General features: G+C 44.1%; 12 protein-coding genes, 2 tRNA genes and 3 rRNA genes. 5 read left to right on the top strand and 12 right to left on the bottom strand.

Features of this window, described 5'->3' with window-relative positions; translation table 11 throughout:
* Positions 1–182 precede the first annotated feature (182 nt).
* The 5 genes from ACEN9X_RS15095 to ACEN9X_RS15075 all read right to left on the bottom strand — a co-directional run bounded on the left by ACEN9X_RS15095 (position 183) and on the right by ACEN9X_RS15075 (position 5,550).
* Complete coding sequence (locus ACEN9X_RS15095) at positions 183–971, bottom strand: SDR family oxidoreductase (RefSeq protein ID WP_413665927.1); 789 nt, start codon at positions 969–971, stop codon at positions 183–185.
* Between the two features lie 21 nt (positions 972–992).
* Entirely contained in the window at positions 993–2,273 is a 1,281-nt protein-coding gene (gene fucP / locus ACEN9X_RS15090) for an L-fucose:H+ symporter permease (RefSeq protein ID WP_413665926.1), read from the bottom strand.
* Positions 2,274–2,306: 33 nt separating this feature from the next.
* Entirely contained in the window at positions 2,307–3,443 is a 1,137-nt protein-coding gene (locus tag ACEN9X_RS15085) for a DUF6786 family protein (protein WP_413665925.1), read from the bottom strand.
* 83 nt (positions 3,444–3,526) lie between these two features.
* Complete coding sequence (locus ACEN9X_RS15080) at positions 3,527–4,378, bottom strand: fumarylacetoacetate hydrolase family protein (protein WP_413665924.1); 852 nt, start codon at positions 4,376–4,378, stop codon at positions 3,527–3,529.
* On the bottom strand, positions 4,378–5,550 hold the full coding sequence (locus ACEN9X_RS15075; protein WP_413665923.1) for a glycoside hydrolase family 172 protein: 1,173 nt from the start codon (positions 5,548–5,550) through the stop codon (positions 4,378–4,380). The genes ACEN9X_RS15080 and ACEN9X_RS15075 overlap by 1 nt, the downstream gene beginning before the upstream one ends.
* Before the next feature lie 284 nt (positions 5,551–5,834).
* Between ACEN9X_RS15075 and ACEN9X_RS15070 the strand changes: the two genes are divergently transcribed.
* The 3 genes from ACEN9X_RS15070 to ACEN9X_RS15060 all read left to right on the top strand — a co-directional run bounded on the left by ACEN9X_RS15070 (position 5,835) and on the right by ACEN9X_RS15060 (position 7,620).
* Complete coding sequence (locus ACEN9X_RS15070; protein WP_413665922.1) at positions 5,835–6,419, top strand: Crp/Fnr family transcriptional regulator; 585 nt, start codon at positions 5,835–5,837, stop codon at positions 6,417–6,419.
* A 174-nt stretch (positions 6,420–6,593) separates the two neighbouring features.
* Positions 6,594–7,310, top strand: a complete 717-nt coding sequence (locus tag ACEN9X_RS15065) for a pirin family protein (RefSeq protein ID WP_413665921.1) — start codon at positions 6,594–6,596, stop codon at positions 7,308–7,310.
* 4 nt (positions 7,311–7,314) lie between these two features.
* Positions 7,315–7,620, top strand: coding sequence for a hypothetical protein (locus tag ACEN9X_RS15060; RefSeq protein ID WP_413665920.1), 306 nt, complete (start codon positions 7,315–7,317; stop codon positions 7,618–7,620).
* Here ACEN9X_RS15060 and ACEN9X_RS15055 read toward each other — a convergent pair.
* The 6 genes from ACEN9X_RS15055 to ACEN9X_RS15030 form a co-directional block, all read right to left on the bottom strand.
* On the bottom strand, positions 7,617–8,102 hold the full coding sequence (locus tag ACEN9X_RS15055; RefSeq protein WP_413665919.1) for a hypothetical protein: 486 nt from the start codon (positions 8,100–8,102) through the stop codon (positions 7,617–7,619). The genes ACEN9X_RS15060 and ACEN9X_RS15055 overlap by 4 nt on opposite strands.
* 504 nt (positions 8,103–8,606) lie before the next feature.
* Positions 8,607–8,718 (bottom strand): 5S ribosomal RNA (gene rrf, locus ACEN9X_RS15050).
* 325 nt (positions 8,719–9,043) lie between these two features.
* Positions 9,044–11,921: ribosomal RNA gene (locus ACEN9X_RS15045) — 23S ribosomal RNA — on the bottom strand.
* Positions 11,922–12,208: 287 nt separating this feature from the next.
* Positions 12,209–12,282: transfer RNA gene (locus ACEN9X_RS15040), tRNA-Ala, on the bottom strand.
* Between the two features lie 95 nt (positions 12,283–12,377).
* Positions 12,378–12,452 (bottom strand) — tRNA-Ile (locus ACEN9X_RS15035).
* Positions 12,453–12,684: 232 nt separating this feature from the next.
* A 16S ribosomal RNA gene (locus tag ACEN9X_RS15030) occupies positions 12,685–14,205 on the bottom strand.
* Together the 16S, 23S and 5S rRNA genes with 2 tRNA genes alongside form the textbook arrangement of a ribosomal RNA operon.
* A 798-nt stretch (positions 14,206–15,003) precedes the next feature.
* Between ACEN9X_RS15030 and ACEN9X_RS15025 the strand changes: the two genes are divergently transcribed.
* Positions 15,004–16,410: a methyltransferase RsmF C-terminal domain-like protein gene (locus tag ACEN9X_RS15025; RefSeq protein ID WP_413665918.1), complete on the top strand. Its 1,407-nt coding sequence runs from the start codon at positions 15,004–15,006 to the stop codon at positions 16,408–16,410.
* Between the two features lie 229 nt (positions 16,411–16,639).
* On the opposite strand, the gene ACEN9X_RS15020 is transcribed toward ACEN9X_RS15025, so the two are convergent.
* A complete protein-coding gene (locus tag ACEN9X_RS15020) occupies positions 16,640–17,320 on the bottom strand; it encodes a porin family protein (RefSeq protein WP_413665917.1) in 681 nt (226 codons plus the stop codon).
* A gap of 199 nt (positions 17,321–17,519) precedes the next feature.
* Here ACEN9X_RS15020 and ACEN9X_RS15015 point away from each other — a divergent pair, with 199 nt between their 5' ends.
* Positions 17,520–19,232 (top strand): glycoside hydrolase family 3 protein, encoded by a 1,713-nt coding sequence (locus ACEN9X_RS15015; protein ID WP_413665916.1) that lies wholly within the window; start codon positions 17,520–17,522, stop codon positions 19,230–19,232.
* The last annotated feature ends 56 nt before the right edge of the window (positions 19,233–19,288 follow it).

Here is a 19,288-nt window from a genome sequence, read left to right as displayed (position 1 = left end):
AGGTACGAAGCAATCGCATACTATACAGAGCAGCTATGCTTCCGTGCGATTGCTTCGTTCCTCGCAATGACATATTTTTATTTTATCCCCGCGTCCGTGTCCTCACGGGCGCTTTTGGTTATAAGTAAGTTTACCGTGAAGACACGGTAAACGGGAGATCAATTCGATGATTATTTAATCCCTTATGCATTAGCCAGCGCCCTGTCCAAATGCACATAACCGCCATCAACATAAATTAACTGACCCGTTGTATGGCTTGATACCGGCGACAATAAAAACGCAACAGTATTGGCAATTTCTTCGGCAGTAGTCATCCTGTTACCCAGCGGGATTTTTGATTCGATCTCTTTCAGTTTTGCCTGAGGATCGGGAAGGGTTTTGATCCAGTTGGCATAAAGCGGTGTCCAGCACTCAGCAACTACCAGCGCATTTACACGGATACCATATTTCAGCAATTCAACTGCCCATTCGCGGGTAAGGGCGTTACGACCACCGTTTGATGCCGCATAACCCGAAGTATGCCCCTGGCCGGTATCGGCAGTTTTTGAGGTAATATTCAGGATAGCCCCTTTTGATTTTTTTAGTTCGGGCAGTGCATGGTGGGCCATCAGGTAGTAGTGTACCATATTTTTATGCAGGGAAGCCATGAAGCCTTCGTAATCGCCGCTTTCCAAACCAACGCCATCATTTACACCTGCATTGTTTACTAATCCGTCGATGCGGCCAAGTTTGGCTACCACTTCATTCACTGCGTTTTCGCTTGCTTTAGGATCAGTAAGTTCGGCCACTACCTGGTATGCTTTATGGCCTGCCGCTTCAATAGCCTGAACCACTTTCAGATTATCAGCCTCACTCCTGCCTACAATAACCGGGATAGCGCCTTCAGCGGCTAACACTTTCACTATGCCCTCGCCTATGCCCTTGGCCCCGCCGGTAACTATAATTACCTTATCTGTAAGTTGTAAATTCATTTTTTAGTATGATAGATATATTTAATGACTGCCGGCCATCACCAGCTTTTTAACTTTGTGGTTATTGACGGCAAAGATTAAAATGCCGAGGAAACAGAAGCCCGGCACTATATAAGCCATTTGAATATTGTGTGTAGCATCTGATACCCTGCCCATGATTACCGGGAATATAGCGCCGCCCACAATCCCCATGATCACCAACGATGAACCAAGTTTGGTTTTGGCACCAAGACCACGGATACTTAACGAAAATATAGTTGGGAACATGATCGACATAAAGAACCAGGTACACATTAGTGCGTAAACAGCAACTTCGCCTTTTAACGTTACGGCCATAGCTATCAGGAAAATATTGATAACCGCATAAGTAATAAGCAGTTTAACAGGGTTGAAATAACGCATGAGCAACGTACCAATAAACCTGCCTGCCATGAAACCTGCAGAAGCGATAGTGAGATAAAACGAGGCTGGCTTTTCGGCAAATCCGGCTACTTTTTCTGAATAGCGGATAAAGAAACTACTAACGCCCGCCTGTGCACCTACGTACAGGAATTCAGCGAAGATACCTGCCCTTAAACTTTTCACTTGCAATAATTCGGCAATTCTTACACCAAGTGAGCGATTATCATTAACAGCTTCATCGCTGGTTTCTTCAACAATTGGCGGGAAGTGTGTACGATATATTAAAAATGCTACCACAAGCACGGCTGCACCAATTACTACAAAAGGAATTTGCACGGATGCTGCTTCATGGTTAAGGTATTCGTTCAGCTGTTCGGGCGACATTTTGCTTGATTCAGCATCTGTTAATACCTTACCCGATAAAATGTAATTACCGCCAATCAATGGTGCCAGCGTAGCTGCCAAACCGTTAAATGATTGCGAAAAATTGATCCTTCTCTCGGCACCAGCCGGATCGCCCAACACTGTGATATAAGGATTGGCAGCTGTTTCCAAAAATGCAGCACCCGAAAACACAATAAACAGTGCAGTTAAAAAGAACGCGTAATTACGTACTGCAGCCGCAGGGAAAAACAGGAACGCACCTGTAGAAAAAAGTATCAAACCTAAAATGATACCGCCCTTATAACCATATTTTTTCATAAACTGGGCGGCGGGAATTGGCAATATGAAATAGGCAATATAGGAAGCCGAATCTATAAGCGAAGATTGCAAGTCATTAAGCTGACAAGCCTTTTTTAAGTGCGGAATTAATATCGGGTTAAGATTAAGCGCAAATCCCCAGATAAAAAACAGGGAGGTAATTAATGCTACTGCGAACAGGGCGTTGTTTTTTGACATTAGTGTTTATTGGTTGGTTATATATTGATCTTTTTATTTAAATGCTGCCGAAATATTATCTAACGAAATCCCCAGCGTTTTTAATGCAATTTTATTTAGTGCGGCCTTATTGCCTGTAAAATGGAACACGCTATGTTTATGTGTAAGCTTTTCGCCGGGTTTCAGGAACGCTGCCGGTGATACGCTTTCTATCTCATAAAAAGGCCCCATCTGTTTTCCATCGGCCAGCGGGCCATCGTTATAAGCATTTACTGCATCACCGCTGTAAGGCGCCGTATCTGTTTTCCATTCCTGGTTTAAGTATGATGCGGTGCTGTCTACATCAAACATAGTTATAGTTAAAACATCGTTCTCGGCATCGTAACTGCCAGCCATATTTTTTGCACGATGAGGAGGAATACCTAATTTACCCCTGCTTTTGCCATCTGCCTTAAACAGCAGGATTCCATTTTTATAAGTGACCCTGTCTTTCGGGATCTCACCAAAATAATTAGTTGTAGCCACTTTACCCACAGCGCTTTCATTGTATGGCACCACGATCACTACTTTGGGCGATGGGGTAAACATATCTAAATTCCATAAGCAAGGTGCACCTGTGGCTTTATCCCAGACCTTATCACCTGTATTAATGATAGAGTTTACTGTACTAAAGCCAACCGCCTTTACCGATGGGTCGACATCAATACCAAGTACCTGCTGTATGGCATTTGGCTCCATGATCTCCACATCCCGTTCCAGCTTTATTGATAACTCAGTACCGGCATAATTTTGCAGATGTGTGCTTTTGCTCATCGAAACCTTCTTATCCGACGATGAAACCAGTTCCCAGCTTTCACTATCAACAGCAGCAGGCGTATGCCAATTGGCAAATTCCATCTTTGTGCCCTGCTTAAAAAACAATGAAAACTGCCCGCCTTCCGGCCCAAGCCACAAGCGGTCTTCCCCTCCAAAAGCATTCATGTGCGGGTCGGGCTGTTTCTGATCAAAAGTTTCATATTTGATCCAACCAAAACTTTTACCTAAAGAACCTTCTGCGGTTGATGTAAAAACCTTGCCTTGATATTTTGGAGATACCATAACCATTCCTAAGCCACCGTCACTTAAAACTATCAGACTATCGTCCCGCTTCCGCAGAAACTCCTCGTCATATTCAAAACTTCCTTTTTTCACAGGTGGTTTATACATAGTGCATGCAGCAAAAGTGCTAATCAGCAAAACTAACCATGACTTTTTTAAAAGCTGCATATACCGGGTTATTTATGTTTAGTATTTAAGCCGATCACGTTTACCATCGTTCCGATATGATCAATACTGATCTCAACCACATCACCGGTTTGCAAAGTAAAGCTTGGCGGCGGTACAAGGCAAGTGCCTGTCATCAAAAAGCATCCGTAAGGAAAATCACATTCGCTGTATAAATACCCGGTAAGTTCGGCAAAAGAACGTTTAATACGTGATACCGTTGTTTCATCTTCAAAAACCAACCCCCCTTTACGCTTAATGTTCATGCTGATCACGGTATCACCGGGGATTGGTTCGGAGGTTACATATAAACAAGGCCCAAGAGCGGCACTTTTTTCATATACCTTAGCCTGCGGCAGATATAAAGCATTTTCGCCCTCAATACTCCGCGAGCTCATATCATTACCAATGGTATATCCCTGGATATTACCATCGCTGTTAACAAATAGCGTAAGTTCGGGCTCGGGCACATTCCATTCTGAATCTTTGCGGATGTAAACCTCGCCATTATGACCGGATACCCGATGTGCAAGCGCTTTGAAAAAAAGCTCTGGCCGGGCTGCGTCATAAACCTTATCGTATAAACTTGCCCCGGTTTCTGACTCTTCCATCCGGGCGTCTCTACTCCGTAAATAAGTTACTCCCGCAGCCCATACTTCCTGGTTGCCAATAGGCGGCAAAATATTGCCGTTTATATGTTCATTTTCTACTTCGGCGTTTAAAGCTGTAGTATCTGTAGTTACCGATTCCAGGTAAGCGGCCAAACCATCACGATTGATCAGTTTGTCCCATTCATCATCAATAATATATGATGACCCTTTATGTTGCAGTAAGCTGCCTTTTGTCAGTTTATATAATTTCATCAGTTTACTTCCAATTCGTCTTTTGAGGGAAATTTAGGGAAAGGGCCATGTTCGCCGGTTTGATACCAAAACACCGTTGAAGCAATATCGTCCTGCAAAGGCATATACCGGCCATCATGCCGCCAGCCCAACGCCTGTATGGTAACTTTTAAGCTTTTTTCAAAGCGGATAGGATCAACAATATGCCAGCGGTACAAACCAAAACGCTGGGCAATATTATAATGCCCATCGCCACGGATTACCTGTGGTAAACCACTGTAAGGACTGCAAAATTCGGTATATTCAGTGCCTGGCTTCTCCTTACCATCGGCATCCTTGTGGCGGGTATCAAAATCATATGATCCGCAGAAATAATCCTCCGTACCAGTGCCATTGATAGTAGGGAATTTGGTATCACCATCCATAAAAAACTTGATCTCACCTTCGCCCCACCAGCCGTTTTTGTTCGAGCCATAAGCGATATAAGTACCTACGTATTGCCCTTTCCCCTTAATACTATCTACTAAAACAAAATCTTTCTTATACGGCAATGGATTTACACGACGAAACTGCGCATGGAAATAACCTGCATCCTCGGGTACATCGGTCAGGGTATAGTCAACCTGGTAATAGAGCACCATATCTTCATCATCAATGTTTTCCATAGTGATACGGCATTTTTTGCGAAAAGGCATCGGCCAGTAACAATTAAATGCGCTGCCCGGGTTTACGGCCACAGCCAGTGAGGTCACCGGCGCATATTTACCCCAGCCCATACAAAAGAAATCGCCCACCGGCACCTCAACAGATGGTGTAGTTTCGTCATCCCAATAAAAACGGATTATCGAATAACGCCAGTTACCTGTGGGCGTCATCCAGATATGCTGAATGGCTCCCGAACCATTAATTTCGGCAACAGTAAATGTTGTATGTTTTTTGATGATAACACTCGGACTTACTTTCCAGGTCTGCCCCAAATCGCGCGAAGCATTGGCGCCGGTACCGGTTGTAGCCATGCCGCCTTTACCTTTTTCACCGTTGAAATTTTCAGGACTTATAGACCGGGTTTTGGCATCAGATGTACGATAAAGATTTCCGAGCCCCACATCCAAACCATTAAATTTTTGCTGCGCATTAACAAACGAAGCAACAATAACACACAGGCAGATCGTTAAAAAATAATTTTTCACCATAAAACTTATCTTTAAAATCAATTAACGCAGTAATTGGTAATGCGCTCCAGGTTTATTTGTTTATGCTTCAGGCTACGTTTAAAAAGCCATTCACAATCATATTGATAATTTTTTGCTATCCATACCGCTTTATAAGCATAACATTCGCATATTTTGGCATGGCTTACCTGCGGTTGATAAAGCTAATTTAAAATTTATTAAATAAATGCCTATACCTGTAAAAAACAGGATAGATTAATTGGCTCATCGTTCGGTTATGAGCTAAATAAACCACATTTTTGCATATGCCGCTTGATTTGATACTTAGCAATCTCGAAAAACACATTCACTTAACCCGCGAAGAACAGGAAATTTTCACGGCCTATTTACAGCCCAAAAAAATAAAACGTAAACAATTTTTGCTTACTTATGGCGAGGTATGCAAGTATTCGGCTTTTGTAACTGCCGGTTGTTTACGGGGATATACGGTAGATAAAAGCGGTATCGAACACGTACTCAGTTTTGCCCCCGCCGATTGGTGGATTGCCGACATGTATAGCCTTATATCGCAAAAGCCTGGCATACAAAACATTGAAGCGCTGGAGGACACCGATATCCTCCTGCTATCAAAAACAAACCAGGAAAAATTATATACACAAATCCCTAAATTCGAGCATTTTTTCAGGATCCTGACGGAAAACTCATTAGTGGCCAGCCAGCAACGATTGATAGACAGCCTAAGCCTTACCGCTGAAGAACGTTATAATAACTTTTGCAAACGTTATCCTACATTAATCGATCATCTGCCCCAAAAACAAATAGCCTCATACATTGGCGTAACCCCCGAATTTTTTAGCCGGATGAAAAGTGTGATGGTGAGGAAAAAGTAGGTGAATGGTTGGAAAAATATGAGTGAATGATTGATTAGGTTTATTAAGTGAGTGGTTAAGCTACGACTACTCACTACTCTCCCAATCAACTACTCACCAATTTCTTAACCTACATCAAGTGCCGTCGGGCAATGCCCTCCTTAAATTTGCGGTATAATTTAAAGGAAACACATCATGGCACAAACCATTTTACATAAAGCTAACACCCGTGGACACGCTGATCACGGATGGCTGCACAGTTATCAATCATTCAGTTTTGCAGGTTATTATAATCCTCAACGAATGAATTTTGGTGCTTTAAGGGTATTAAATGATGATACGGTTGATCCGGGCATGGGCTTTGGCAAACACCCGCATGATAATATGGAGATCATATCCATTCCGCTGGAAGGCGACCTGGAGCATAAAGACAGTATGAACAACGTAGCTGTCATTAAAAATGGCGATATCCAGGCCATGAGTGCAGGTACAGGAATTTTCCATAGCGAGTATAACTTTGACCGTACGAGCGAAGTTAAGTTTCTACAGATCTGGATTTATCCTAATAAAAGGAATGTTGAACCGCGTTACGATCAGATCTCATTAAACCTTGAAGACCGTCATAATAAATTGCAACAGGTATTATCGCCAAACCCGGATGATGCCGGAGTATGGATCCACCAGGATGCATGGTTGCATTTGGGTAAATTCGACAAAGGTTTAAATACCGAATATACCATCAAAAAAGAAGGCAACGGTGTTTACGCGTTTGTTTTAAGCGGCGAAGTGATCATCAACGGCGAAACATTGAGCAGCCGCGATGCTTTAGGCATTTGGGACACCGACAAATTTACTATTGAAGCCGGTACCGACACTGAGTTTTTACTGATAGATGTACCAATGAAATTTTAAGATCATGGAAAAGACACAAATCCTTGTAATTGGCCGGCACCCGGAAATACTGGCCACTGTAGTACGGCTCGTAAACAATAATCCTGACTGGAACGCGACAGGCTGCCTCAGCGATGAGGAAGCCATTGCAGCGTTTCCAATGCAGGACTTTAAATTGGTACTAATGGGGGGCGGAGTTGATGAAGCTTCAGAAAGAAAATTGAATGAATATTTCCGCGCTGAAAAACCCGAAATCAAAGTTGTCCAGCATTTTGGCGGAGGAAGCGGGTTGCTCAGTGCCGAAATATTTGGGGCGTTGGGGCGATATTAAACGACTAACGCTCCCCGTTTAGCTAATTCGCTTAATAATAAATCGCGGTCTTCTATTTCCGGCTGTATTCTGATCCACCCTTTTCCATTCCATCTTCTCGAAAAACTTGAAATACGGTTATCATAAAGATCAATGATACCGTTGCTTTGCTCTTTAATCTCAAGATACTGCCACGAGATACTTCTATAAGGTATCATTTCGGCTTTAACCTCAACACCCTCATTATCTAAAACCAACTTAAAGCTTTTATAAGTTTTGATCAGCCTTCGCTTAACGGAAAACATCACCATTAGTATTAAAAATGATGTAGTGATACCAAAAGAAAATACCAATAACCCAAACTCACCTCTGCCGTAAGAAAGATATTGCAGAACAAAAACTGATAAAGCTATTATTCCTATTCTTTTAAGCGCGCCCGTTAACATACGCTTTACTAAGCCGCTAAGTTTCGATTCATCGATTATATAAGTTACTCTATCCATGGTAATAAAAGGTTTTGAAAGATAAATATATATTCAGGTGATAAAAAAAGAAATAAGATTAATGCTTATTGCTACATCAAGAAACAGAACAAAGCCAATGAGCAGAGCAATGTAAGTTAAATACCACAAATGAGTTTATGGGCGTTGCCTGCGGCCGTGCTATGCGCTCATGCGCCTGCAGGCCTTACGCACGGGGCCGGTATCCGCTACTATCCCTAACGCGGGTTTGAGATGAGTGTTGGGTAGAGATGGTGAGTGGTTAGGTGTTATGATGGCTCATCAACTACTATGTTAAATTGCATTACCCCGATTGTCATCCTGAGGGACGAAGGATCATCTTCTGCGCTGTGCGGGTTAGTGGAGAATAGTGAGTAGTGAGTGGTTGATTAGGGAGGATGGTTGTTATTGATGTTGGAGTTGTTGAGATAGCAAAGTACTGTAAACGCAAAAAGCCTTAGGTATTAGCTAAGGCTTTTGCAATGTTGCACCATTGAAGGTGATAAAGGGTGGCACCGACCTACTCTCCCACGTTTTACCGCAGTACCATCGGCTCTGGCGGGCTTGACTTCTCTGTTCGGAATGGGAAGAGGTAGACACCGCCGATATAGGCACCTGAATTTCTTTTGGTTCATCGGTTCATTCGTTCAGTAGTTCATTGGTCTGAGCATACTGTAGAATTTTACCTTTGTACCGATATTTTATTTGTTTGTTATTGTCCTCTCTTCTTTCGTTATCTGGCTACTAATGAACCCATGACACCAATGAACTAATGAACCAGCAAACAATGACATATTATTGAAAGAAGTGATTGAATTTAAGAGAAAACAACAGCATTTGTTCTTTATCTGTTTGTTTTGTTTCTCACCGGCTCATCTATCCCTCGTCTTATCAGTATTGCTACCAATCAACTAATGAACAAATGAACCAGTGAACGTTTCTTCACGAAGAAAGCTTCGGGCAATTAGTATTACTCGGCTATGATGTCACCACCTTTATACCTGTAACCTATCAACGTAGTAGTCTCCTACGACCCTCTATGGAAGTCTCATCTTGTGGCTAGTTTCGCACTTAGATGCTTTCAGCGCTTATCTATTCCCAACGTAGCTACTCTGCAGTACACCTGGCGGCATAACAGATTCACCAGAGGTTAGTCCAACCCGGTCCTCTCGTACTAAGGTCAGCCCCACTCAAACTTCCTACGCCCACAACAGATAGGGACCGAACTGTCTCGCGACGTTCTGAACCCAGCTCGCGTGCCACTTTAATGAGCGAACAGCTCAACCCTTGGGACCTTCTCCAGCCCCAGGATGTGACGAGCCGACATCGAGGTGCCAAACCTCCCCGTCGATATGAGCTCTTGGGGGAGATCAGCCTGTTATCCCCAGCGTACCTTTTATCCTTTGAGCGATGGCCCTTCCATGCAGAACCACCGGATCACTATATCCGTCTTTCGACCCAGCTCGACTTGTCTGTCTCACTGTCAAGCAAGCTTATGCTATTGCACTCCGCGTACGGTTACCAAGCGTACTGAGCTTACCTTTGAAAGCCTCCGTTACCTTTTTGGAGGCGACCACCCCAGTCAAACTACCCGCCAAACAATGTTCTCCACTTTGTAGAGTTAGACACCAAATACAGAAAGGGTGGTATTTCAACGTTGACTAAACTACTCCTGGCGAAGCAGCATCACAGTCTCCCACCTATCCTACACATCCTGTATCCGATATCAATGTTAAGCTATAGTGAAGGTGCATGGGGTCTTTCCGTCCCGTTGCGGGTAACCGGCGTCTTCACCGATACCACAATTTCACCGAGCTCATGGCTGAGACAGCGCCCAGATCGTTACACCATTCGTGCAGGTCGGAACTTACCCGACAAGGAATTTCGCTACCTTAGGACCGTTATAGTTACGGCCGCCGTTTACTGGGGCTTCGATTCAATGCTTCGCCTTGCGACTAACATCCCCTCTTAACCTTCCAGCACCGGGCAGGTGTCAGGCCTTATACTTCATTTTTCAATTTTGCAAAGCCATGTGTTTTTGTTAAACAGTCGCCTGGGCCTTTTCACTGCGGCTGACATTGCTGCCAGCGCCCCTTCTCCCGAAGTTACAGGGCCATTTTGCCGAGTTCCTTAGCCATGATTCACTCGAGCACCTTAGGATTCTCTCCTCGACTACCTGTGTCGGTTTACGGTACGGGTTTTTATTACCTGAAGCTTAGCGGGTTTTCTTGGAAGTCTGATTACCTGAACTATCACATCCCCCGAAGGTTCTGTGTACTATCAGCTTTCAGCACGGTCTGCGTACTTAACTACAAACCATATACCTACAGCCTTTAACGAACTATTCCGTCAGTTCGCGTCAGTGTCACTACTCCGTCACCGCATCGCAGTAATAAAAAGTACTGGAATATTAACCAGTTGTCCATCGGCTACGCCTGTCGGCTTCACCTTAGGCCCCGACTAACCCTGATCCGATTAGCGTTGATCAGGAAACCTTAGTCTTTCGGTGGGCGGGTTTCTCTCCCGCCTTATCGTTACTTATGCCTACATTTGCTTTTCTACACTCTCCACAGTCAGTTACCTTCCTGCTTCGCCGATTGTAGAATGCTCCCCTACCAGTCATATTAAATATGAATCCATAGCTTCGGTATACTGCTTGATGCCCGTTTATTATCCATGCCCGATCGCTCGACTAGTGAGCTGTTACGCACTCTTTAAATGAATGGCTGCTTCCAAGCCAACATCCTAGCTGTCTGTGCAATCGGACCTCGTTAGTTCAACTTAGCAATAATTTAGGGACCTTAGCTGATGGTCTGGGTTCTTTCCCTCTCGGCCATGGACCTTAGCACCCATAGCCTCACTCCAGCGTATATTATAAAGCATTCGGAGTTTATCTGGATTTGGTAGGATTTGACTCCCCCGCACCCAATTAGTAGCTCTACCTCTTTATAACTCAACCGCCAGGCTGTTCCTAAAAACATTTCGGGGAGTACGAGCTATTTCCCAGTTTGATTAGCCTTTCACCCCTACCCACAAGTCATCCGGAAACTTTTCAACGTTTATCGGTTCGGTCCTCCAGTACCTGTTACGGCACCTTCAACCTGCCCATGGGTAGATCACAAGGTTTCGCGTCTACCTCCCCTGACTATACGCCCTTTTCAGACTCGCTTTCGCTTCGGATCCGTGTCTTAAACACTTAACCTTGCCAGGGAAGAGTAACTCGTAGGCTCATTATGCAAAAGGCACGCCGTCACCATTACTGGCTCCGACCGCTTGTAAGTACACGGTTTCAGGTTCTATTTCACTCCCCTGTTCGGGGTTCTTTTCACCTTTCCCTCACGGTACTGGTTCACTATCGGTCTCTCAGGAGTATTTAGCCTTACCGGATGGTGCCGGCAAATTCCCACAAGGCGTCTCCGACCTCGCGGTACTCAGGATACCACTATCCTACTATCAATTACCCGTACGCAGCTCTCATGCTCTTTGGCCGGGTTTCCCACCCCGTTCCGGTTCTCTTTAATATTCATGTTGTGGTCCTACAACCCCTGTTATGCCGTAACATAACAGGTTTGGGCTTCTTCCATTTCGCTCGCCACTACTCTGGAAATCACTATTGTTTTCTCTTCCTCTGCTTACTTAGATGTTTCAGTTCGGCAGGTTAGCGCATTTATGCAATTATCCTTCAGATAATTAGGTTTCCCCATTCGGAAATCACCGGATCAAGTCTTATTTGCAAATCCCCGGTGCTTATCGCAGCTTATCACGTCCTTCTTCGCCTCTGAGAGCCAAGGCATCCCCCGTGTACCCTTTCTTACTTTCTTCTACTCTTGCGCCTTTTGCGCCGCAAGGTATGTCTTTATTTTAGATTAGTTGATTCGTTCACTTGTTCACTCGTTCATTTGTCCAAGCAGTATTGCTACCAATGAACTAATTTACTAATGAACCATTGAACTGAAAAAACGTCTCTATCTGTTGTTTTCTCTTGTTTTCAATTACTTCTTCCAATATGTCAAAGAACGTTTTGCGGATGTACAGATGTTTGATTTCAGATGTGCAGATGATTTCTCATTTGCATATCTGCATATCTTCACATTTGCTAATCTGCATCGTGGAGAATAACGGATTCGAACCGTTGACCCCCTGCGTGCAAGGCAGGTGCTCTAGCCAGCTGAGCTAATCCCCCCTAAGATTAATTAGTGATTTGGTGTTTTTTTGAATTAGCGATTTCTTTTAATTCACTAACTCACTAACTCATTAATTCACTTATTGCCTTTTTTGTAGTCCCGAGCAGATTTGAACTGCTGACCCCTACATTATCAGTGTAGTGCTCTAACCAAGCTGAGCTACAGGACTATTCTTTATTTCGGATTTCGGATTTACGATTTTAGATTTTTATCGTAAATCGTAATCTCTTACAATCCTGCCTCAGTTGTTCACACAACACGATGGCTTCATCTTCTGGGTTTTCTTTTTTACGTTTATTTTATAGCGATATCTCATGTCTCTTATCTCACATCTCATATCTACTACTTTAAGAAATATCATGTAGGTAACAGTTCCGAATCACTCTGAGAAACTGCTCCAGAAAGGAGGTATTCCAGCCACACCTTCCGGTACGGCTACCTTGTTACGACTTAGCCCCAGTTACCGACTTTACCCTAGGACGCTCCTTGCGGTTACGCACTTCAGGCACTTCCAGCTTCCATGGCTTGACGGGCGGTGTGTACAAGGCCCGGGAACGTATTCACCGCGTCATTGCTGATACGCGATTACTAGCGAATCCAACTTCACGGGGTCGAGTTGCAGACCCCGATCCGAACTGTGAATGACTTTATGAGATTGGCATCCTGTTGCCAGGTAGCTGCCCTCTGTATCATCCATTGTAGCACGTGTGTAGCCCCGGACGTAAGGGCCATGATGACTTGACGTCGTCCCCTCCTTCCTCTCTATTTGCATAGGCAGTCTGTTTAGAGTCCCCACCTTAAATGCTGGCAACTAAACATAGGGGTTGCGCTCGTTGCGGGACTTAACCCAACACCTCACGGCACGAGCTGACGACAGCCATGCAGCACCTAGTTTCGTGTTCCGAAGAACTAGAGCGTCTCTGCTCTATTCACTAACTTTCAAGCCCGGGTAAGGTTCCTCGCGTATCATCGAATTAAACCACATGCTCCTCCGCTTGTGCGGGCCCCCGTCAATTCCTTTGAGTTTCACCCTTGCGGGCGTACTCCCCAGGTGGAACACTTAACGCTTTCGCTTAGACGCTGACCGTATATCGCCAACATCGAGTGTTCATCGTTTAGGGCGTGGACTACCAGGGTATCTAATCCTGTTTGATCCCCACGCTTTCGTGCCTCAGCGTCAATCATACTTTAGTAAGCTGCCTTCGCAATTGGTGTTCTGTGACATATCTATGCATTTCACCGCTACTTGTCACATTCCGCCTACCTCAAGTACATTCAAGCCCATCAGTATCAAGGGCACTGCGATAGTTGAGCTACCGTCTTTCACCCCTGACTTAACAGGCCGCCTACGCACCCTTTAAACCCAATAAATCCGGATAACGCTTGGATCCTCCGTATTACCGCGGCTGCTGGCACGGAGTTAGCCGATCCTTATTCTCAAGGTACATTCAACTCGATACACGTATCGAGGTTTATTCCCCTGCAAAAGCAGTTTACAACCCATAGGGCCGTCTTCCTGCACGCGGCATGGCTGGTTCAGACTTCCGTCCATTGACCAATATTCCTTACTGCTGCCTCCCGTAGGAGTCTGGTCCGTGTCTCAGTACCAGTGTGGGGGGTCATCCTCTCAGATCCCCTAAACATCGTAGCCTTGGTAAGCCGTTACCTTACCAACTAGCTAATGTTCCGCATGCCCATCTTAGTCCTATAAATATTTGATTATAATGCGATGCCACATCATAATGTTATGCGGTCTTAATCTCTCTTTCGAGAGGCTATCCCCCTGACTAAGGTAGGTTACATACGTGTTACGCACCCGTGCGCCACTCTCACAGGGAGCAAGCTCCCCGATCCCGTCCGACTTGCATGTATTAGGCCTGCCGCTAGCGTTCATCCTGAGCCAGGATCAAACTCTCCATTGTAAAATGTTTTGTTTTAATCTCTGACCCTATTATTAATTAATAGAATCTGTATTATTATATCTTTATACAGTCTCTCATTTTGTTTGTAACTCTTCAATCTTCCGTTGCCTCAGCCCCTTCCGATCTCCCGTTACGCTACATGATTTCCATTTCTTAAAAGAACTTTTTCGCCTCCCCTTCACGGTTCTGCTATATAATCTATCAGGATTACCTGATCTGATTTGTCATTTTCTATCCGGCGAGAATCGCTCTCTTTCCGCTTTGATTCCGAGAACCTAAAACCCTCATCCTCTTTTCTTTAGAAGCTTTTAAACTTCTGTCCCGCTTGGGGCTGCAAAGGTAGAAACCTTTTCTTTATTTCCAAAACTTTTTTTTTATTTTTTTTATTCTAAGTTTCAGACCCGCTCCCCTCTCTCTTTCTCCTCGTTTGCGGGCTGCAAAGGTGTGAATTATTTCCCAATTCCACAAAAAGATTTTTATCTTTTTTCTCCTCTTCCCTAACTCAATCTCAACCTTTAAAGAACCATCCCCGCTCCCTCGTTTGCGGGCTGCAAAGGTGTGAATTCTATTTTGATTTAGCAAGTGAAAATTTCACTTTTTTAAATCTTTTTTATTCGCCTTTACTCTTCAAAAAACAACACCTTTTTCTCAAAGGCGGCCACAAATGTACACAGAAAATCAGCTTCCAACCAAGATATATTTTCAAAAAAACATCACCATCGCTGCAACTCGCTGTAAATTAAGGTTAAATAAACATAAACTTACTGTTATAATTAGGTAAGGAAGGGCATTTACCTAATGCGTATATTTGAAATGCATATGAATGAGCTTAATTTCCCTCCGCATTTCATCGCTTCATTGGGCGCAGAAAACGGTTTCGACGAAGAAAATTTTGTAAAAGCACACCAGTTTGAGGATGCGCCAACCTCTATAAGGCTAAACCCTTTTAAGTCATCTACCTCAAAAAGCACACAAAATGTACCCTGGTGCAGCAACGGATATTACCTGGAGAGCCGTCCATCGTTCACGTTTGATCCGCTTTTTCATGCCGGGTGTTATTATGTACAGGAAGCATCGTCTATGTTTATCGATCATATTTTTAAAACGATCAACCAAAATAACGATGACGAAATAAAAGTACTTGACCTTTGCGCAGCACCAGGAGGTAAGAGTACACTCCTTAATTCGGCGCTGCAGCCTACCGATTTGTTAGTAGCAAATGAGATCATTAAAACGCGCGTACCCATATTAACAGATAATTTAAACCGCTGGGGCACGGCCAATACCATAGTCACCAATAACGATCCCAAAGATTTTGGGAGGTTAAAAAGCTTTTTCGATATTATACTGGTTGATGCCCCCTGCTCGGGTTCGGGCATGTTCCGCAAAGATCCGGATGCGATGAACGAATGGTCGGAAGGGAATGTGAACCTTTGTCATCAGCGGCAGGAACGCATACTGGCTGATATTTACCCGGCCTTAAAGGAAGATGGTTATCTTATATATAGCACATGCTCCTACTCGCACCAGGAAAACGAGGATATCCTGGACTGGCTTTGTACGGAATTTGAAATGCAAAGTATCCGCATACCAATTAATAACGACTGGGGGATTGTTGAAACCCAATCGCCGGAGAAGAAAGCCTGGGGTTACCGTTTTTATCCGGGCAAAGTTAAAGGCGAAGGCTTATTTGCTTCCTGCCTTCGCAAAAAAGAAAATAGCGGCGACCTTACATCATTTAAAAACAACACCCAGCAAAAATTACCGGGCAAGGAACTTGACCAGATACGCTCATACATTAATAACCCAGACCTCTTTTACTACTTCAAAGTAAACGACGACTGGATGGCTATTAACCGGGCGCATAAGGAAAGTCTTAATATATTACAGCGACAATTGTATATTAAAAAATCGGGCGTAATTATAGGTAAGCTTGCCGGTAAAGACCTGATCCCAGATCATGAATTGGCGCTAAGCCTTATAGTTAATAAAGATGCTGTTTGGGAAACGCCCCTTAATAAGGATCAAGCCATTCAATACCTGCGCCGGGATAATATAGACCTGACCACAACGAATAAAGGCTGGACATTGATGACCTTTGAAGGGCACGCGCTGGGTTGGGCCAAATTACTACCTAACCGTATCAATAATTATTATCCTAAAGAAATAAGGATTCTGTCGGCGCATCCCCCGAGGGAATGGTAGCCCCAGCGTTAGGGATTGCAGCGGATACCGGCCACGAGCGAAATGCCTGCAGGCGTATGAGTGCAAAGCCCGGGCCGCAGGCAACGCCATAATAGATATAATTATTAAAATATAGTCTTAGAACTAAAAATTACGCAAAGGCGCTAAGTAGCAAAGAGAAGCTATTTCAAACTTTGCGGCTCGGCGCCTTTACGCGAAAATGAAGTACTATAATACAGTACCTTATTACTTATTGAAACTTAAACCCTAAACCAATTTGCCAAACCTGGTTACGATAGTTTGGCAAATCCTGATCGGCATATGGGCGATTTTCGCCAAGGTCGATGTTATAACGGCCGCGAATCTCGACATTTCGGTTAATATCAAAGCTTACACCTACCACGCCGGCTACGTAGCTATGATCGGCATCATTGTCGATATGATCGATACTGGTGCCCACAGCGGTTTCGTACGTATTTTTGGTTGAAGTTAAGAAAGTAAGCTGCGGCCCTACCAGGATGTTAAAGCCACGTACTACCCTAAACTTAGCCAGCAACGGCACATCAATATAATTGGTGCGTTGCGTAAATTTCCCGTCCCTGTCATTTACCTCATATCCCTTTTGCGAAAACAATACCTCGGGAGCAAACGATAGCGGATAAATAATAGGCACATCAAATGTTAAACCTGCGTGCCAGCCGGCAAGTGAACTTGAGCTGTAGTTGCTATTATAAGCGTCAACCGTGTTTGAAACATTTAAACCTACTGCTATGCCAACTTTTGGGGTATAAAAATCATCATAACGGCGCTGAGGCTCGCGCCTTTCAACAACACGGGGCGGGCGGCGGTGACGCGGGCCATAATAATATCCCTGCGCGCTAACTGTGCCAACGGTAAAAAGGCCAATCGCCAAAAAAAGTAATTTTTTCATCGTCTTTCTCTGTTTTAAATAAGTGGCGGGGAAAAGCCGTTGCCCCGATGGCTTACCGGTTATTAACAGCTTTTCCTTGTATGTATGTTAATAACGTGATAGATTAATAAAAAACACAAAGGTTTATTATGAGTTTGATTTTTGTTATAGTTATAACATCATTTTCATCAAAAATTCAGAATAACGCTACATTTGGCATATGCAAGCTTCTAAAACCCGCATTTTCTATCCGTTAATTATCATCTTCACATTTTTTACTGCCAATGCTTTTGCTCAAAATGAAAGCTATATCCAGTTATTAGGCAAACAAAACCGCTGGGTGGATTCGGTGTATAATAAAATGAGCCGCAAACAACGGATTGCGCAATTGCTATTTGTAAGAGCGCACACCAACAAAGGGAAAATGTATGAGGATTCGGTAGGGCAGGTGATTAAAGAGCAGCAATTGGGCGGTGTTGTTTTCTTTCAGGGTGGACCGGTGCGCCAGGCTGCGCTTATTAATAAATATCAAAAACTGGCTAAAGTACCTTTAATTATAACGATGGATGGCGAATGGGGATTAGGCATGCGCCTCGATTCTACCATATCGTATCCATATCAAATGACGCTTGGCGCTATACAGGATAATAACCTGATTTACAAAATGGGGCAACAGGTGGCTTATGATTTTAAGCGCCTGGGCATGCAAATGAACCTGGGCCCCGATATGGATGTTAATAACAACCCTAATAACCCGGTTATCAATTATCGCTCTTTTGGTGATAATATGTACAATGTGGCAAAAAAGGGAATTGCTTATTTTAAGGGGATGCAGGATGCCGGTCTCCTTACTTCAGCCAAACATTTTCCTGGTCATGGCGATACCAATGTTGATTCGCATTTTGATTTGCCTTTGCTGCCATATAGCCGCGGGCGGTTGGATTCATTGGAGATGTATCCATTTCGGGAAGCCATCAATGCCGGCATCAGCGGCGTGATGATAGCCCACATGAATATTCCCTCGTTGGATAATACGCCCAAACTCCCTTCTACCCTTTCGCGCCCTATCATTACCGGCATCCTGAAAGATTCGTTAAAGTTTAAAGGCCTGGTGGTATCCGACGCGATGGAAATGAAAGGTGTGACAAAATACTTCCCTAATGGCGAGGCCGATGTAAAGGCATTTATTGCAGGCAACGATATCATTGAGCTATCTGAAAACTCCGACCGCGCCATTGGCCTGATCCGTAAAGCCCTGAGACACGGCAGTGTTAGCGCCGCAGAGTTTGAAGCACGAATCAAAAAGATTTTACTCGCTAAATTTTGGGCGGGGCTTAACCAATATAAGCCAACGGCCTTAACTAACCTTAGCCAGGACATTAACAGCGATGCTGCTAAAACGTTAGTTCAACAATTAAGCGATGCCTCGGTAACACAATTAAAAAATAATGGCCCAAAGCTTAATCCTTTTTTAAAAACGGCCATAGTGAGTATAGGGGTTAGCTCTCCAACTGTTTTTCAGATGGAAGTGGCAAAAAGTTTCCCGAACAGCCGCATATTTATAGTTAATAAAGATGCACCGGCGATTGAAGTTACCAATATCCTGAACTGGTTAAAACAATACCAGCAGGTAATTGTGGGCATACATGATACCCGCTTGCGCCCGCAAAGCAAACTCGATTACAGCGGCGATGTAAAATTGATGATAGCCGATCTGGCATCGCGCAAAAACACGGCCTTTAGTGTGTTTGCTAATGCCTATACTATTGCCGGGTTGCCGGGACTTGAAAAAGCAGGCAACTTAATGGTTTGCTACCAGATGTCGCCCGAGTTGCAACAGTCGGCAGCCAAAGTATTGAACGGCCGGTTAAAACCTACCGGCAAATTGCCTGTAAGCGTGAATGCGTTTTTTACGACGGGGATGGGGTTGTAGCTCCCCCCGGCCCCCTAAAGGGGGAGCGCTAAGTATAATAATAACGGAAGTAATCA

Origin of the sequence: Mucilaginibacter sp. Mucisp86 (assembly GCF_047324315.1) — a bacterium.
Taxonomy (GTDB): Bacteria; Bacteroidota; Bacteroidia; order Sphingobacteriales; family Sphingobacteriaceae; genus Mucilaginibacter.
The sequence above is the reverse complement of the archived record's forward strand: the minus strand, read 5'-3'. Positions and strand labels throughout refer to the sequence as shown.

Excerpts from the sequence above, each read along its gene's own strand:
- ACEN9X_RS15015 (WP_413665916.1), top strand. The coding sequence starts at position 17,520 with ATGCAAGCTTCTAAAACCCGCATTTTCTATCCGTTAATTATCATCTTC.
- ACEN9X_RS15020 (WP_413665917.1), bottom strand. The coding sequence starts at position 17,320 with ATGAAAAAATTACTTTTTTTGGCGATTGGCCTTTTTACCGTTGGCACA.
- fucP (WP_413665926.1), bottom strand. The coding sequence starts at position 2,273 with ATGTCAAAAAACAACGCCCTGTTCGCAGTAGCATTAATTACCTCCCTG.
- ACEN9X_RS15070 (WP_413665922.1), top strand. The coding sequence starts at position 5,835 with ATGCCGCTTGATTTGATACTTAGCAATCTCGAAAAACACATTCACTTA.
- ACEN9X_RS15055 (WP_413665919.1), bottom strand. The coding sequence starts at position 8,102 with ATGGATAGAGTAACTTATATAATCGATGAATCGAAACTTAGCGGCTTA.
- ACEN9X_RS15080 (WP_413665924.1), bottom strand. The coding sequence starts at position 4,378 with ATGAAATTATATAAACTGACAAAAGGCAGCTTACTGCAACATAAAGGG.
- ACEN9X_RS15095 (WP_413665927.1), bottom strand. The coding sequence starts at position 971 with ATGAATTTACAACTTACAGATAAGGTAATTATAGTTACCGGCGGGGCC.
- ACEN9X_RS15075 (WP_413665923.1), bottom strand. The coding sequence starts at position 5,550 with ATGGTGAAAAATTATTTTTTAACGATCTGCCTGTGTGTTATTGTTGCT.
- ACEN9X_RS15065 (WP_413665921.1), top strand. The coding sequence starts at position 6,594 with ATGGCACAAACCATTTTACATAAAGCTAACACCCGTGGACACGCTGAT.
- ACEN9X_RS15060 (WP_413665920.1), top strand. The coding sequence starts at position 7,315 with ATGGAAAAGACACAAATCCTTGTAATTGGCCGGCACCCGGAAATACTG.
- ACEN9X_RS15025 (WP_413665918.1), top strand. The coding sequence starts at position 15,004 with ATGCGTATATTTGAAATGCATATGAATGAGCTTAATTTCCCTCCGCAT.